The 16,316-nt window shown below is 68.4% G+C and carries 13 protein-coding genes and 1 pseudogene; 8 read left to right on the top strand and 6 right to left on the bottom strand.

Annotated elements, in window-relative coordinates; translation table 11 throughout:
• Positions 1-78 precede the first annotated feature (78 nt).
• Genes DFJ67_RS26010 through DFJ67_RS26020 form a run of 3 tightly spaced genes read right to left on the bottom strand, consistent with a single transcriptional unit; the run spans position 79 to position 7,504 of the window.
• On the bottom strand, positions 79-1,257 hold the full coding sequence (locus DFJ67_RS26010) for a lipocalin-like domain-containing protein (protein ID WP_147315602.1): 1,179 nt from the start codon (positions 1,255-1,257) through the stop codon (positions 79-81).
• Positions 1,254-5,036 (bottom strand): carboxypeptidase regulatory-like domain-containing protein, encoded by a 3,783-nt coding sequence (locus DFJ67_RS26015; protein ID WP_116070421.1) that lies wholly within the window; start codon positions 5,034-5,036, stop codon positions 1,254-1,256. Before DFJ67_RS26015 ends, DFJ67_RS26010 begins: the two co-directional genes overlap by 4 nt.
• Positions 5,033-7,504, bottom strand: coding sequence for a M4 family metallopeptidase (locus DFJ67_RS26020; RefSeq protein ID WP_116070422.1), 2,472 nt, complete (start codon positions 7,502-7,504; stop codon positions 5,033-5,035). Before DFJ67_RS26020 ends, DFJ67_RS26015 begins: the two co-directional genes overlap by 4 nt.
• Before the next feature lie 135 nt (positions 7,505-7,639).
• Here DFJ67_RS26020 and DFJ67_RS44750 point away from each other — a divergent pair.
• Positions 7,640-8,000: pseudogene (locus DFJ67_RS44750) on the top strand (helix-turn-helix domain-containing protein); the annotation flags it as partial.
• Positions 8,001-8,116: 116 nt separating this feature from the next.
• Here DFJ67_RS44750 and DFJ67_RS26030 read toward each other — a convergent pair.
• A complete protein-coding gene (locus DFJ67_RS26030; protein WP_116070424.1) occupies positions 8,117-8,878 on the bottom strand; it encodes a GNAT family N-acetyltransferase in 762 nt (253 codons plus the stop codon).
• A 1,317-nt stretch (positions 8,879-10,195) separates the two neighbouring features.
• Here DFJ67_RS26030 and DFJ67_RS42870 point away from each other — a divergent pair.
• The 4 genes from DFJ67_RS42870 (at position 10,196) to DFJ67_RS26055 (ending at position 12,521) form a co-directional block, all read left to right on the top strand.
• Positions 10,196-10,354: a hypothetical protein gene (locus DFJ67_RS42870; protein WP_170215982.1), complete on the top strand. Its 159-nt coding sequence runs from the start codon at positions 10,196-10,198 to the stop codon at positions 10,352-10,354.
• A 549-nt stretch (positions 10,355-10,903) separates the two neighbouring features.
• Entirely contained in the window at positions 10,904-11,185 is a 282-nt protein-coding gene (locus tag DFJ67_RS26045; RefSeq protein WP_116070426.1) for a hypothetical protein, read from the top strand.
• Between the two features lie 384 nt (positions 11,186-11,569).
• Entirely contained in the window at positions 11,570-11,956 is a 387-nt protein-coding gene (locus DFJ67_RS26050) for a hypothetical protein (protein ID WP_147315603.1), read from the top strand.
• Positions 11,957-12,224: 268 nt separating this feature from the next.
• A complete protein-coding gene (locus tag DFJ67_RS26055) occupies positions 12,225-12,521 on the top strand; it encodes a hypothetical protein (protein WP_147315604.1) in 297 nt (98 codons plus the stop codon).
• Positions 12,522-12,720: 199 nt separating this feature from the next.
• Here the strand turns inward: DFJ67_RS26055 and DFJ67_RS26060 are convergent, their stop codons facing one another.
• On the bottom strand, positions 12,721-13,287 hold the full coding sequence (locus DFJ67_RS26060) for a chloramphenicol phosphotransferase CPT family protein (protein WP_203783077.1): 567 nt from the start codon (positions 13,285-13,287) through the stop codon (positions 12,721-12,723).
• Between the two features lie 326 nt (positions 13,288-13,613).
• Between DFJ67_RS26060 and DFJ67_RS43955 the strand changes: the two genes are divergently transcribed.
• Together DFJ67_RS43955 and DFJ67_RS26070 are read left to right on the top strand one after the other, a co-directional pair.
• Positions 13,614-13,820, top strand: coding sequence for a nuclear transport factor 2 family protein (locus DFJ67_RS43955; RefSeq protein ID WP_239096966.1), 207 nt, complete (start codon positions 13,614-13,616; stop codon positions 13,818-13,820).
• A gap of 63 nt (positions 13,821-13,883) precedes the next feature.
• Positions 13,884-14,384: a GyrI-like domain-containing protein gene (locus DFJ67_RS26070; RefSeq protein ID WP_170215983.1), complete on the top strand. Its 501-nt coding sequence runs from the start codon at positions 13,884-13,886 to the stop codon at positions 14,382-14,384.
• A gap of 170 nt (positions 14,385-14,554) precedes the next feature.
• Here DFJ67_RS26070 and DFJ67_RS42360 read toward each other — a convergent pair whose 3' ends face one another.
• Positions 14,555-14,920, bottom strand: a complete 366-nt coding sequence (locus DFJ67_RS42360) for a hypothetical protein (protein ID WP_147315605.1) — start codon at positions 14,918-14,920, stop codon at positions 14,555-14,557.
• 482 nt (positions 14,921-15,402) lie between these two features.
• Here DFJ67_RS42360 and DFJ67_RS26075 point away from each other — a divergent pair, with 482 nt between their 5' ends.
• On the top strand, positions 15,403-16,071 hold the full coding sequence (locus tag DFJ67_RS26075) for a hypothetical protein (protein ID WP_116070430.1): 669 nt from the start codon (positions 15,403-15,405) through the stop codon (positions 16,069-16,071).
• The last annotated feature ends 245 nt before the right edge of the window (positions 16,072-16,316 follow it).

Consider the following 16,316-nt stretch of genomic DNA (forward strand, 5'->3'; position numbering starts at 1 on the left):
TAGGCAGAGAGCTGTCCCTCCGCCTCCGAACGCTCGAGAGCTGCGGAAGCACACAAGGTGGTCCGGGGCGGCGTTGGTCTATTGCCAGTTGCCGAGCTGTTCGACGTAGGCCTGGCCGGTGACCGGTTTGCCGCGGTACCGTCCGGTGACGCTGCTCGCGCCTTCGAAAATGCCGCCGTCACCCTGGATTTCCTGGCCCTGTGGCTGGACGATGACGCTGAGGCTGGCATCCAGCGCGGGGATGTTCACGGTCCACCGAGTGCCATAGCGCTTGCCTGTAGTCGGGCTGGTCCAGAATGCGGAAGTTCCGTTGGCGAGCGGGTTCACCGCGACGATCTCGTGGGTTCCGTCCGGGTGGAGCACAGTCGCGTAGGGGAACTCGCCGCTCGGATCGAACATGTCCCAGAGGTTGACCCGGTCGCCGTTGGCCAGTTGTATCGCCATCCAGGTCCATTTCTGCACGGTGCTCCAGTCCCAGGTACCCCACTGGCGGTCCAACCACGAGTCACCGGTCACCGCGTAGGTGTGGTTGTTCTCGGTAAGAGTTCCCTTGGACGACAGGCTCGGCAGCGAATAGTAGTAGCTCGTGCCGCCGAGAAAGGGCATCAGCCCGGTCCCATTGTTGTACAGCGCGGGCCCCTGAGCGCGAAGCGTCAGATTGATTTCGCCGACCGGCAGCACAGCATGCAGACGCATCGCGTTCATCGGGCCCGACAGAGTCGCCGAAGGCGAGCGTACGTCGAGGGCCGTGGTGGAAAAACTCGTCTGGTCCGGCGAGTAATTCTGGCTCTGCGTGTAGTAGGCACCGGTCGTCTGATCGGCGATCGCCATCAAGGTCTGCGGTGTCTGACCGCCGACGATCTGGACCTCGTAGCCGAACCGGTGACCGCCGGCGTTGAGGTGGCCGACCACATACCACCATTCCTGAGGCACATTCGGATGCGCCGCCTGATCGGCTGGCAGATGCACGAACGTGGGGAAGGCAGGTGACGTCGTGGCGGCCGCCAGCTTGCCTGTGCCCGCTGAATCGGGACTGGCTATCGCTGGGATCGCCCCCGACGCCGTGCCGGCCAGCACGGCGCCGAGCGAGATGGCGCTGATTGCCGCGATAGATCGACGGATTCGCATCTTCTTTTCACTTTCTTCGACGTTCTGCGTCTGAAGTACCAGACGTAGCAGCGCCGCCGTTTGTGAGATGACGAGACGAATCCCATGCACCTTGCGCCGCCGCCGCCGCCGACCTACTCGACCGGTCACAGCGTCAAGTTCTGAGCAATGTCCGCCCAGTCCGCGGGAAGGGTCACCTGGGCGGCGGCGGCGCGGCTGCCCAGCACGGCGGTGATTGTGTACGTGCCGAGCGGCGCCTGCAGCGTGTAGCTGCCGTCGGCGGCGGTGACGGCCTGGGTCTGCACGAAGCCACCATGGGCCGCCTGCACTGTGGCGCCGGCGACCGGCTGGCCGGTGGCGTCGAGCACCCTGCCGTGCACCGAGCCAGGCGCCATCAGCGTGATCGCGGCGCCGGGGCGAAGGACCGGCTGGTAGTAGGCGTACTCGAGGATGTCGGTGCTCTTCTCGTCCTCGATGCCGATGGTGGCGCTCGCCCCCTGGGCGGCGGGGCTCGCCGGGATGTCCTGGTAGTTGAGGGTGATCCGGCCGTTCTCGTGCAGTACCGCCTCGAAGGTGAGCCGCAGGCCGGTGCCGTCGAGCAGGACGTTGCGCCATTCGACGACGACGGCACGGTCCGGCGCGGTGCCCACCGTGGCGGTGCGCACGCTCGCCGCGGCATCGACGGTGAGGCCGTCCCAGAACGGGTAGACGGCCGCGTCCGGGGTCAGGCTCTGGTCGGAGGGCAGGCGCTCGTTGCTGCCGCTGACGTAGGCGGGCGGCAGGAACGTCAGGTAGCCGGCGCTGGTCACGTAGGCCTTGGTGTAAGTGCCGCGGTAGAAGCGGAAGGGGAACGGCAGCGCGATCGTGCCGTATCCGTCCGGCCCGGGCTTCGGGGTCAGTGGAACCGTCGTCGTGCCATCCACATAGGTTCCGTGAGCGGCCGCGTGGCATTGGTAGCCGAAGCTGTCGACTGCGCTCAACACCATGTCGTACGCCGTGTCCTCGTGCACGCTGATCAGCTCGTGCCGTGGGTAGAGGCACGGCGACGTCTCGGCGTCGAGCGAGAAGCTGTAGTCGTACCCCGGGTCGGCGAGCCCGGGGAACCGGAAAGCCCCGTCCGCCCCGGTGATCATCGACTGAGCCGGGCCGTTGGTCTGCACGTCGCGGACCGTGACCTCGGCGCCCTCGATCGGGGCGCCGAGCTCGTCGCGGACCACTCCGGTGAGCGTGAAGGAGTTGTATCGCAGGGCGATGTTCTGGGTGACAGTGACACCGTCGGCGGTCAGCTCGAGCGGGAGCTTCGTGGCGGCGTAGGGGGCGAGGACGGCCTCGAGCTGGTAGCCGCCGAGCGGCAGGTGCAGCAGGAAGCCACCGATCGCGTCGGTGGCGGTCGAGGCGATCACGACGCCGTCCCGAGTGGCACGGACGGTGGCGGCGGCGAGCCCGCGGCCGTCCGGTCCCGTGACGGTGCCGGTGACCGCGCCGGAGATGCGGAAGGAGACGGCGGTGTGCGGGGTGAGCACCGGGCTGTTCAAGGAGTACTGGACGCCGACGGCGCCGGCCGCGTTCTCGATGCCGATGGTGGAGGCGCCGCCGTGTGCCGCCGGGCCGCCGGTCAGATCCCCGTACTCGATGGAGATCTGACCGCTCTCGTGCAGCACGATGGCGAATGTGGCTCGGTCGGTGCTGCCGTAGAAGGCGGCGTTGTGCCACTCGATGACGAACTCGCGGTTTGGCGCGGTCCCGACGGTGGCGGTGCGCACGCTGGCCGCGGCGTCAATGACGAGGTCGTCCCAGAGCGCGAAGATGGCGGCGTTGGGCACAGTCGCGTTCGGCACCGGCCGGTTGATGGCCAGTACGTTCGACTTCTGGAAATTCAGAAAACCGTTGGTGGTGACGTACGCGAGCGCAAAGCGGTTGTCGTAGAACGGGAACAGGAACGGCAGGAACACCGGCGTGGCCGCGTCGTCGCCGGTCAGCGGCAGGGTGGCCGTGCCGGCCACGCCCTGCGGCGCCGCCCGCTGGCAGTGGTATCCCGAGGCGTCCAGCACCGGGGGAGGGGTGATGCGCACGGTGCTGTCGCCGGCCACGGTGACCCATCGGGTCGAGGCGCTCAGGCAGGCGGCGGCGGAGGTGGTCAGTGGGAACTGCCCGGGCGGTACGCCCTCGATGCGGTAGGCGCCAGTTGCGTCGGTCGTTGCCGCGGCGAGCGGCGTGCCGGCCAGGAGCACCGTGACGCCGGGCGCCGGGAAGCCGCCGCTGTCGGTCACGGTGCCCTGCAACGCGTACCTCGGCGCGGTGAGCAGGGCGATCGTGGTCGCCGTTGCCTGACCGTCGCGCACAGTGAGGCCGGCGACGGTCCGATCGATGTATCCGAAGGCAGCGCCGGTGGCGCGGTACGCGCCAACCGGCACGGTCACCGCGAAGCGGCCGTCGGCTGCGGTGGTGAGGTGCCGCCGTACGTTGTTGTCGCCGAAGAGGTCCACGGTGGCGGCGGCGATCGGGGCGCCCGCGGCCGTGGTCACGGTGCCGGCGAGCTGGCCGGTAGGCCCGCGCGGCGCAGCCTGGACGGCGGCGTAGGCGTCGAGCTTGCCCTGGCCCCAGACTGGATTATCGGCCGGGGTGCCGCCGCAGGAGGTGTCGTCGACGTCGACGGCGCCGCGGTCGAGCGCTTGCCGGGTCCCGGCGATGTCGCCGACGAGGGCGGGCGCGGCCGACCAGAGCAGCGCCACCGCACCGGCCAGGTGCGGAGTGGCCATCGAGGTGCCGCTGGCGACCAGGAACTTGCCGTAGGGCACGGTGGACCGCACGTCGACGCCGGGCGCCGCGATGTCGGGCTTGGCGTCGGCCGCGCCGGTCACACCGCGGCTGGAGAAGTCGGCGATGGCCCCGTTGCTGCCGTACGCGCCGACCGCGTAGGCGGTGGTGTAGTCACCGGGCGAGCCGACCGTGCCACAGCTCGGCCCGACGTTGCCGGCCGCGAAGGCCGAGAAGATGCCCACCTCGTTCCAGCGGTTGACCACATCGGAGAAGAACGGGTCGTCGACGTCGGATCCCCAGGAGTTGTTGACGATGTCGGGGGCCAGGTCGGGGCGCGGATTCTGGCCGTTGAGGTCGGTCGGGGCGAGCACCCATTCGCCGGCCAGCAGCAGGCTCATCGTCGTGCACGTCTCGGCCTCGCAGCCCTTGGCCGCGATCCACTGGGCACCGGGCGCCATGCCGGTCTGATTGCCGGCGCCGTCGTCGCCGACCATCGTGCCCATGGTGTGCGTGCCATGACCGTTGTTGTCGCACGGCCCGGCGGTGGGCGTTCCGCACAGTCGCCACGGGTCGAACCAGTTGTAGTTGTGGTCGAAGACGCCGTTGCCCTTGTTGCCGCGGTACTGCCGGACCAGCGACGGGTGCTGGTACTGCACGCCGGTGTCGATGTTCGCGACCACGATGCCGTCGCCCCGGGTGCCGAAGTCCGACCACACCTCGGGCGCCCGGGTCGCCGCGATGTTCCACTCCACGCCGGCACCGGTGTCCGCGGTGGCCTCAGGCTCGACGAGCTCGGGCAGCCGGTACGTGCGGTTAGGTTGCACGGAGGCCACGTCGGGGCGGGCCGCCAGCTTCGCGGCGAGCTTCCGGTCGGCGCCGCGCACCAGCACCGCGTTTACGGCCCAGAACGGGCGGTATGACGCCTTCTCCTGGGTCAGCCAGGCGCGCAGGTCGCGCTGGCTGTGTTCGGCGGTGTCCCGCAGCAGCTCGTACCCGCGGGTGGTCCGGGCCGCGTGACCGCGCACCCGGGCCACCGAACTGAGGTCGGCACGGTCGCGCATCAGCACGATGAGGTCGCCGCCGGCGGGCATCGCGAGGGCGGCTCGCGGCGCGTGCCCGAACGTGGCGAGCAGCAGCGCCGCGACCACGGCGGGCAGCAGGCGCCTCACAGGTGACCGTCCAAGTAGGACAGGTCCTGATTGGCCGGGTGGCCGACCATCTGGTTGAGGTCGGCCTTGGCACGCACGGCGTTGATCTCGACGGCCAACAGGCCACCGTCGGCCGCGGCGATCGCGTCGAGCAGCGACTGGACGGCGGCGATCATCGCGGCGGTCACGATCGTGGTGTTACCGGCGCCTGTGCCGACCGCGGCGAAGGCCGGCTGGACGATCTGGATCGTCCGCGCTAGCTGCTGCTTCAACGCGGGGTTGGCGTCGGTCAGCGCGGTGAGCCGGTCGTTGTACCGATAGAACAGGTCGCCGTAGCGGACCAGCGCCGGGGTCTGGCCGGCGGAAATCAGATCGCGCATGTGCAGCAGGGAAGCCAGCACCGCGTCGACGCTCGCGCCGGACGGGTCGAGTCCACCGTTGCCGGACACGGCGGTCGCCAAGACGCACAGGCAGGTGGGGTCGTCCGGGTCCGGTGGCGTGTCCTCCGGGGGCGTGGCGTCCTCCGGGTCGGGCAGGCCGACCGCGTCCCAGGCGTCGGAGACGGCCTCGGCCTCGTCGGAGCCCTTGCCGTACAGGTCCCAGGCGGCCTGGATCTCGCCGATCCGGGCGTCCAGGAACCGCGACTCGGGGCTCAGGTATTCGGTGAGCGCCCGGTACATGATGTCCTCGGCTTTGTCCGGGTCGATGCTCGTGGCGAGCAGGTAGTACATCTTGTTCGGAATCCCGCTGTTGGTGTGCACCCCACCGTTGTCGGAGCACGTGGTCACGTAATCCCTCATGTGACCCGGCTGCTCGTACCTTTCGGGGTGCGCCATGTCGCGGAGGGTGCCGGCCGCGGTCTCGGTGCCGATGTCCCAGCGCGACGCGCCGGTCTCGAAGCGCCGCACGGACACACCGAAGACGTCGGAGAAGCTCTCGTTCAACGCGCCCGATTGATAGTGGTACATGAGGTTGGCCGTGTACTGGGTGACAGCGTGGGTGAGCTCGTGGCCGGTGACGTCGATGGCGGTCATGTTCGGGCCGTAAATCATCACCTCCCTGACCTGCGACCAGCCGGCGTTGTTGTGGAAGTCGCTGGCCCGGACGTACGAGGCGAGGATCGAGCCGTGGTCGTCATAGCTGTCCCGGCCGAACCCTTGGTAATACCGGTACGTGGCGCCGGTGCCGTCGTAGGCCTCGTCGACATCCTGCTGTCCGCTCGGCGGTCCGCCCTCGACCCGCGCCACGGCCGGGAACGGCACCTTCCCGTACGCGAGGTTCTTGAGGTCGTAGATGATGCGGTGCAGCACGTGCTCGGTGCCGTCCCGCACCGCGATGACGTGGCCCGCCCGCGCGTCGACGTAGTAGAAGTTGGCCACACCGCTGTTGTCGTCGCCGAGCGCAACCTCCCACACGAGCGGCGCGTCCGTCCGCGCGCCGGCGGTGCCCGCGGACATGGGGTAGAGGTAGAGCTTGGGCGGCTGCGCAGGCGAAGCGCCCGGCAGCGCCAGCCGCGCGATCTGCACCGCCCGCGCCGCGCTGACCAACGGCGTCGTGTACGGCGTCCTCAGGTCTGCCCGCAGCCCGTTGCCGACCGTCTGCACGTATCTGCCGCCGGCGCTCAGGTGCACGGTGACCTGCGCGCCGAACACCGGCACTCCGTTGATTACCTGCTGGTAGCGGACGTGCTGCACGCCGAGCGAGTCCGTCGTGCGGCGTATCAGGCTCAGCTGCGACGCCGGGTCAGTGACGCCGAACAGCCCCGCGTGCCCGCGCAGCCACGAGTCGACGCCGCCGCCAATCGCGCTGTGCAGGGTAAGGGTGGACGGCACTCCTCGGCGCCGGTCGCGCACCGCAGCGAAACCGACACCGCTTTCTTTGCGGGCCGTGGCGAGCGCACCGTCCACCCCCGGCGGCCGGTAGGCCGCTGCCTGGGCTGGCGTGGCGACCAGCGGAACGCCGGCCACGACCAGCACGATCGGCAGCACCGCCGCCCGGCGCGGCAACCGGACCAGTCCGATCCCGGCCGACCAGATCAGCGTCGCGAGTCCGACGGCCACGGGCGCGACGGCCAGTTGCGCCACCTCGTGCCGCTGGAGGACGCCGAGCAGCAAGGTTCCGCCGGTCGCGGCGAGCGCGTGCACAACAGCCGCGGCCGGGACAAGGTCCCGGCGCGCCAGCAGCCGCAGCATCAATCCGGCCGCGATCGGGGCCGCGATCAGCATCACGAGCGAGGAACCCTGGGCGAGCATTGTGCCCGGCGTGACCCGTCCGGCCAGGCCAAGCATCGGCACCGACCAGGAGACCGGCACGCCGGTGCCCCCGGCGGCCGCAGCCAGCACGCCGCCCGGGGTGCCGCCCAGGGTCCTGGCGAGCGGGGCATCCGGGCCGCCCAGCGCTGCGACGAGCTTCAGCAAGGGCCAGACGACAAGCAGACCGGTGAGCCACGCGGCCAAGCCGGCCGCGACGGAACGCCAAACGATTCGCATGGTTTACCCGCACCTCGTTTCCTTGCCAATCGATGATCGGGAGGCTACGAGCGGGCGCGAACCGCGCGACAGTGTCAGATGACGCAACTTGACGACATTCGATGCCGAGGCTCAGTACAACAGTTGCCGGAATGGTCCCAGCGGTATCTATCCCTTTTGGAGTGTCAACGCATCGCGACGTTGCGGCGCGACGGCCTCGGCATGCGAGAGATTGCGTCGCAGCTCGGTCGGGGACCGTGAACGGCTTCGCCGCCTTCGCCGCGGACGCCTCCTGGAAGACCGCGAACTGCGGGCCCAGGTCGAAGGCAAGCTTCTACTCGAGTGGAGCCCGGAACAGATCGCGGCTTGGCTACGAACCCACCACCCAGACCGGCCGCACTGGCACATCTGCCACGAGACGATCTACCAGGCCCTCTACCTCGGCGGACGCGGCGGCCTGCCGCGCCAACTCACCCGCCGGGCGCAACAGCCGCTGCCAGGCACGACGAGGACCCGCCCGCTCTTTCGGGGTGGACGTGCGGGGATAGAGGTCTCGCACCGCCGCCGAGGCGCGGCGCGGCGAGTGCATCGCAAAGGAGTGTCAGGTCTATTCGATCCTGGCCGTCGGCGCCGCTATCGCGAAGACCACCAGGTCGAAGGCGCTGCGGCAGTGAAGCCCAGAGACTCATACAGCGGCCTGCCCAGCCGCGAAGCCGTGAGCGTCACCGGCAGGTCCCCGAGGTGAGCCAGGGAGCCGAGCATGACCGCCCGCCCTACGCCGCGGGAGCGGAAAGCGGGCGGTGTCGCGACCCAGTAGTGGCTGGCGAACCCGTCGTCGACGACGGTGACACATGCCCCGGCAACCGCATCGTCAAGGCGCGCGATGAACACGTCGACACCCTGCTGTTCGATCAGCGCCACAGGGAACATCTCGCCGCCACGGTAGGGTTCGAACCTGGTCAGCTCGAAGCCTGCGATCACGGCACGCTCGGCCTCGCGCAGGTCCTCCTCATCGCGCACCCGGATCACGCGCATCGCCGGTTCGGCAACAGGGCCGGGCTGGCGCAGCATGACCGGCATCTGCCAGCTCCGCATGCCGAGGTGACTCAGGTCGGTCGAGCTGAATGGGTCCTCCGCGTCCACCGGCCGCGCGGCGCGGCCTACCAGTTCGGCGATCTCGTCCAGCTCGTCGGCGCCAAGCTCGGGCGCCTGGATCAGGACGCGTAGGCCCGCGCGCTCGTCACCGGCCACGGCGACGAAGCCGGGGCGGCGGATCACCTCGTGGCCACGGGCCCGGCCGGTCGCGGCCCAGAAGGCGGCGGAGTTGCGAGCCTGGCGCGCCGGCGCCGCAGCCAGCACGGCGGGCTGGCCGGCCGTGTTTGTCCTGATCGTCATGGTGGTAGATGTCCTTCTCGTGGTAACGCTGCTTTGTCGCGTCCCTGGCAGGTTGGACTCGTCGGCCCCCAGGGCCGGTTGCTGCCTACGTCTGCCTCAGGCCCTCCGGTAAAGCCGAACACGGATGTGCTACCTATGGTGAGTGAACTAGCTCATACATGACTGTCCGGTTTGCCGCGAGCTCGCGTTGCGAAAGGAGGGTCGTGGCGCGTTCCGCCGCTGCGGCCACCATGACTCAGCGAGTGCAACGGGCAGACGCCCGTCGCAACGCCAAGGCGATCCTCGACGCCGCCGTCGCGCCCTTGACGCGCGACCCGGAGGTGAGCATGGCAGGGGTCGCCACGGCCGCAGGCGTGGGTCGTGTCACGCTCTGCCGACACAATCGGAGCCGTGCCAGCTGACCGCGGACGCCTGCGGTCTGACCGTCGAAGCCGGCCCGGGCGCGGCCGGTGCGCTCGGCAACGCCCTGATCCAATCCCGCGCCCTCGGCGCGATCAGCGGCGACCTAACCGCGATCCGCAGCCTCGTGCGCGCGACCCAAGAAGTCCGGTCATACCAGCCCTCCGATCGCACCACGCAGGTGAGAGCGAGCGGCGAAGCCCAAGATCGTCTGACCCGCCACATCCCACGCTGATGACGGCGCCAATGTGTGCCTGCGCCGTCCACTTAGGCACCCACGAGGTGGTAACGAGGACCACCTTCGCCGTCCGGCCATGGTCGACGGCATCGGCAGAAACGAAAGTGCGTGTTCAGAGGTCTCTGAACACGCACACCGAAAACTGCTCACCAACGCGGGAAACCTTGCGTCCGAGGGGCGACACGAACCAAACCCAACGGGCTGACCACCTGTCGGCGGTCATCGATCTGCCGGAAGCGGACTAATCATAAGCCCTGTGTGTGGGTTGGCATCCGACGGCCACCGGCGCCGGCGCGGACCGTCCCGTGTTCTGCGGCCCGGACTGTCGCGATGCAGAGCGGAGATCTGGAACCGTCGACCCGAACGCCGTGTGGGGAGGGCACCGGTTCGGTGGTCGCGGTCCGCTGGGCATTCGCTAAGAGGCTCCCGACCGTGCGCAGGTTCGAATCCTGGGCGGGTCACGCCAAGCATGGGAACGAGATTTGATCAACACTGATCTGGCGATCGTGTCTGCGTCGTGGTGTTTGCCCGGCCTGGCGGACCGTCTCAGCCTTCCTGATCGAGGGTGACGACTTGCCGATGGTCGAGGTCCGATCCCCAGCTTCGGGCACCTGGGTGTCGAATCAGGATGTTCGGGGAATCCCAGAGGCATGTCCCCGGTGACCCGGAACGAGACGCGATTGATCATCGTGCTTGCTGGCGTCTGCGTAGCAGCCATGCTTGCCTTCGCCTTTCTTCAAGGCAGGCCAGGCGTGGAGATCGCCGGAGCGGTCATGGGCCTCGCAGCGTTGAGCGCGGCCGCTGTATTGATCTCCGCGTATGTGCGCGCGATGAGGTGATCGTGCGAGGAGGTTCAGGAGTGCGTCACCGTCACGCCGCAGAGCCATTTCTGGCCGTAGTCGCTGGTGCCGCACGGAGGCGAGCACGAGCTTGTAGTCGGTCGTGTCGCCGCTGCCGAGGTAGAGGCTGGCCGCGGACGTGCTGTTTGGCCCGCGTGGTGCCTCGCCGTGGACGCGGCCGCCTCCGAACAACCCCGCACTTGACTGGTTCGACGAGACCGGGCGCGACCACTTCACCATCACCTCACAACTGTCGAGTCCGTGACCGCATTGCTCAGTGCGTTCGGCGTCCGGCACGGACGATAGCGCGAGTACGTCCGGGCGTCGTGGGCGTCGAGACATGAGTTCGCAGAGTCGCGACCAGGCTCCGCGCCGGGTCCTTGCCGCCCGATGAGAGGTTCGCGGTGCCGTGGTGTCAGGCGTACCCAGTGAGCTGGGTCTAGCCGTGGCGGCCGTGATCGTCGTGGGTCACGGTCAACGGCCCGGGCACGACGCGCCCCGGTTCAACCTGCCGGGACCGAGCGTGGGCAGGTCGGTCTACACGCCGGCGTGCTCGATCCGAGCGAGCGGTGGCCGACCATGTGGGTCGCGACGAGAATCATCGATGTGACGGATGCCAAGAGACCGTGGTGGCAGACGGCGGCCACGCCGCGGCAGGGGTTCATCCTCGGAGGACTTTGGCTCCTCCTGGCGATCCTGCAGGCGGCATCGGCGATCGGGGACCCGCGCCCGTTCGCCATCCTGTTGGGGGCAGGTTGCCTCATACTCGGGCTCGGCTATCTCGTGCCGGCCGAGCTGATCCGAAGACGCTCACGATCCGGTTCGCGCTGACCACAACGCAGCCTCCACGGTGGGTGAAGCCGCCACACCGAACTCGCAGACTCACCCTTCTTCGCGCGCTGGCTTCCCATTCCGCAGCTCTCGGCAGTTGATCCGCGTGCCTTCGCCGAAGGCGCACTCGGCACATGAGTGTGACGGTGCCTGAGTCGCGCGCCACCGGCTTCGGTGATGATGGCGGTCGGCTCGCAACCCTGTGCAGCACGCGGAAACGGCGTGAGCAGGAGAAGGGCAACACATCGGTCAAATTCCCGCTATCGCGTGGACCATGAGCCAGGCGGTCCGATGGTGTCAATCCCGAGCCCATCGGGTACGACGGATGCCATGCCGAGCTTCGGGGTCCGTCCGAGTAGGACGCAATCAGGCGTCATGGCGGTCATGGCCACCGCACTGCTTGTCTTCGGCGTTGTCCAGATGGTGCGCGCCGGAGAGTTCTCGTGGTTCCTATTGCTCTGGGTGTTGGCGGGCCTGATCGTCGTCTCCGTGTTTCTGACTTCCTGGCTCGGCAAAGGCCCCCGAATGTTCACTGCTCAGAGCGAAGCCCAAGACTCGAACCGCCGGGTCACGCTAAGCAAGCCCGTCGCGGTCCTGGGGACAGTCGTCGCCCTCGCGATTCTGACTGTCGGAACCGTCGGTTTAGTGCGCGCGGAACGATTCGGGTTTCTCATGCTGTGGTTGGGGTTCGGTGCTGCGATCATCGGCCTCAACTTGTCGTCAGCGTTCAGGAAGAAGGGCAGCGCCCACCGCCGCGACCGCGAGGAATAGGCGAAAGAGACCCCGCCGCGGATGCACGGCCGATCAGGGAGAAGCGAGCGCCCGGCCAGCCCGCCAGAGTGCAGCGCTTCGTGAACTCTTGTGCCCGGGCCAGCCGAGCGGCGCAGCCCACCAATACTTGGGCGAGCACGACTGGGCACACGACGGGCACCGCGCCCCAACCCGGAGCGAGGGCTCTGGGTAGCCCTCCTTCACCGCGCCAGCGTTCGCCGACCCCCGGACGCATATGTCCTTCGTGTTCAACCAAGGAATGGGGTGGATGGCGGCGCTGGTCTCGCTGACCATCCTGGTCTTGCTCCTGGTCCGCGAGAGCGGTCGTCGCGACGCCCGCCATCAGGCGCGGCAGTCGGCGGCGGTCGAGCGGAAGCTGAACCTCATCATGGACCACCTTGGCAACCGCAAGCGCGAGCCCGATGTCCCTGCGGGAGTCCAGGAAGAGTTGATCGCCGGCCGCAAGATTAAGGCGATGAAGGTGTATCGGGACGCGACCGGCGCCGGTCTGAGGCAGGTGAAGGACGCCGTCGAGTTGCTCGCCAGACGTCAGGGCCTGGGGTGACACGCATCCGAGGGCGGTGTGGCCGCGCCGGTGAAGCGCTCGGACCGTTGGTCCATTCCAAAACCGAGGAACATCGATTTATCTCCAGTCGGACCAAGCGAGAGAGGGCTGGCTCTGTGTTCCTCCCTCGTGGACATGTCCAAAACGAGGCGAAGCGCGCACTCCGGCAGATGAGACGCCTCGGCATCGAGTCGGCCAGCTATGTCCAGTCGCGACGGTGACGGAGCCGATCGAACGCTTTCGGCGAAGAAACCTCCCGAAGTGCGACGACGACCGCTGCGGCGCACTCGTTGGCGTCGGTGTTCGTCGTGTCCACGACGATGTCAGCTTCGCCGTGGGCATACACCAGGGTCTGGGAACGGGCAAGGCCGACTGACCGGTCTCCGCGAACGCGTTCACGCCGGTCCAGCTCTTCCTGGGCGCAGCGGACCTCGACCAGCGTCACGTCGTATCCCGTGAAGGTGTCGAGCAGGTCGTCCATGCGCCATTGTTCACTCAGGGGGTAGTCCATGATGACGTCGTTTCCTGTGGCGGCGAGCGCCGCGACTGCCCGGTGATAGCCGAGGCGTGTCCTTCGGAGCATCTCGCTGACTTCCGCGTCGTTAAGCACCCGAGTGTGAACGGTGGAACGCATCGCCCCTATGGCATCGACGGGAACAAGGAACCACGGATCGGGCAGCAGCGGAAGCATCGCCCGACCGATGCTGCTCTTGCCAGAGCTCGAAGCACCGTTGAGCAGGATGATCCGACCTCTACGCTCTGCCACCGGTAAACCGTAGCGCCCGCGCTCGTCGACGCGTGCCCCCGGTCATTCGACGCCAGCGGCCGTGACCCTGCATCGCGACCGCATGCGGCTGATGGGGACGTCCGTGCCCGGCTCGGGCGAAGGACTACGACCGGCTGCGAATGAAGGTCACCGACTGCTGCGGCGAAGATCTTCGTCCCCCAGGGCGCGGGCAAGTGGGGATCGCTCTTGGCGCGCTCGACGCGCGCGAGCCAAGCCGCTAGCATCCTGGCGCCGGCCGAGGGCCGACCTCGCGCAGGCCTGGATGGCCACTTTCGAGGCACCGCCGCACCGCGAGGTCATCCCCGTTGGAGATCACCACCGACGGCGACGTGGCGTCCGCGACCAGTCTCGACTGCCTCACCGCCGTGCCTCGCGGCTCGACCGAGAGCTTCAACTTGTGGTTCCGCGTGACGCTGGGGCTGCGCCGCATCGACGGGCGCTGGCTGGTGACGCACGAGCACGAGGCGGTGTCGTTCGATAAGGACAGCTCGAACGCGCCTCGACCGGACTGACCCCCACATAATGTGGCCAGTCTCGACACAGCCTTGACAGAGCCGGATGCAATGGAGAAGCCGATGGAAGTCATCGATGGCCCGACGATCACCACCCATCCCGTTCGGCACTCCATCGGCATTCGTCTGGTCACGCCGTTCCGCGGGATGTTCGCCGTGCGGGACCTGCTCATGGAAGAGCTGTACCTGTGGGCGGACGAGCGGGCCATCGCGTACGGCCACACGTTCTTCCGTCTGCATGTGGTGGACATGGACGGTGCCATGGACGTCGAGGTCGGCGTCATCACCGACGAGCCGATCCCAGGCGACAGCCGGGTCCACACTGGAGTGCTACCCGCCGGCCGATACGCGACCTTGACGTACATCAACCACGGCCGGCGGGCGAATGGCGCGCTGCGGGACTGGGTCCATGAGCAGAGCCTCACGCTGGACTGCACGGCAAATCCCGAGGGTGAGCGTTTCGGCTGCCGGTACGAGGCCTACCTCACCGACCCGCGCTCCGAACGCATGAAGACCCGTTGGCGCACCGAACTTGCGATCCGGTTGGCCGACGAATCTCCGTAGCCGTCTTCGCCAAGCGGCGCACTCGCACTCCCCACTGCGAGAGCAAACGCGAAGTCGCGGAATACTCGATCGCGCAGGGCTTGTCCACCACCTTGCGGCTGACGCCACTCCGGTCATGCGACGCGGTTTGTCGCCCGCAACCCGGCACGGCGTTGCGCCGAGCCGACTGGCTAACGCCTGCGGGCCTTGATCAGCGCGCGGACTACGAGCAGCGCCGCGATGGCCACGAGCCGGCCACCGATGATGACCTGGTAGACGTCGACCGCGGGCCGCCACGCGGCCTTGCCGTCCCGGATCACGAAACACGCCGAGACCCTTGGCCGACAGCCCCATGCCGCCGCCGATTCCACCCTGCTCCTGGCCGTCGGCGGCCTGGCCGTGGCCGTTCCCGCCCTCGGCGTTTCATGGCCACCGGCAGCACAAATGGACCCGTCCTGACTGATCGTTTCGCCGAAGACGCGGCTCGCCGTCGCACCGTCGACCATGTTGCGAAGGGCATCCAGGAATCTGGCGTTGCCCTGATCCGTCGTCGTCATCGCACAGCACCTCATCGTGTCCGTTTGAGCGCGCTCAGTCGGCGATGGCGACACGCCAGGGCGAAGGCACCCGGTCGGCCGGACCTCCGGCGGTTTCGAGGTGACCTCCGGGCCGTCGGGCCCGGATCGACCTGATCTGTAGCGGAATGGTGTACTCAGTCTATTGACGCCATCAGCGACAGCCACGGCCGACAGGTCTGCGGTCAGGGGCGCTGGCGAAGGCTGTCGCGGAACAGACGTGGTGGGCAGGACGCAGGCCTCGTGACCGCGCCGCAGGAGTTGCGGTCGAAGAGGTGTAACCGGGGTTGCGGCGGACCGATCGGGTGTGCGGTTCGGCTATTTGAGAGTCAGACTGGGGTATGGACCGCGCAGTTGGTTATGCGCAGCGCCCCTTGGCTAGGGGCGATTGGTCGCAGTCGCGCATCTACGAGGTGCGGGTGCGCCGAGGGCGGCATGGGCACCCGGCCCGGGGTGCATGCCTGATGGAGTTCGCGAGTGCCTTGTCTGGCGGCCGGTGGACGGACCAACCGGATAGCATCGACGCGACCCTGGCACGGCTCGCTCGGGAGGTAAATGATCTGAGCAGCGATCGGGGTCGCATCGCGTTGCTGCCGTTGCTGCCGTGGCTGGTGATCCGGCCGCGCGCTGGTGAATCGGCAACGCGTGTGGCCGTCACGACGGTCTTGGTTAAGGCGGCCCTGGGCCGCGCCGTGGGTCGTGCGGCGGACCGGCTATCCCAAGACGCGGTCGAGCTTGCTGGCGGCGCGCAGGTGTGGCGGTGGTGGCAGTGGCCGCTGGGGCGCGGCCCGCAGATGATGGTGCGCCGCAGCCTTCGCGTGTTGCGCCGGGCCGACGGCGACGCTCTGCTGCGGCAGGTTTTGGTTGACGCGGTGAACGCAGCTCGTGCTCTCGACGGCCTGCCGCCGGTGCCTGGTGAGACGCTGGAACCGGGTTCTGTGGCGGCGCTGCCAATCCGCGTGCAGGCGCACGTTCCGAGCGGTTTAGAGCCTTGCCACTACCACGTCGCGGCGCCGGCTGATCGATGGCCCGTGTGGCTGATGGAGGCCTGGGCGCGCCGGCGCGTCGAGATGCGCGACCTGCCCGGGCGCGACTGTCGTCGGCGCGAGCGGATGGCGCACGTTCACGCGTGACGACCGTGCGACCGCGCGCTGACGAACACGCCGGCCTGCTCCACGGCAATATCGGACCCGTCGCGCCCGGCAGCGCTCAACGACATTGCCGAGCTGACCATCTACATCGGATCCCCCTGGCTCCTTGATCTTAAGACTTTGCCGGAGCCCGACTTTGCGGATCCGAGCTGGGCTACCAGCCACCACAAATCGGGTCATGAGCGTTCCTCGGATCGGCCGAGCTCGCCGACGGCGGTCGTCAGTAG

It is taken from the genome of Asanoa ferruginea, assembly GCF_003387075.1.
Taxonomy (GTDB): Bacteria; Actinomycetota; Actinomycetes; order Mycobacteriales; family Micromonosporaceae; genus Asanoa; species Asanoa ferruginea.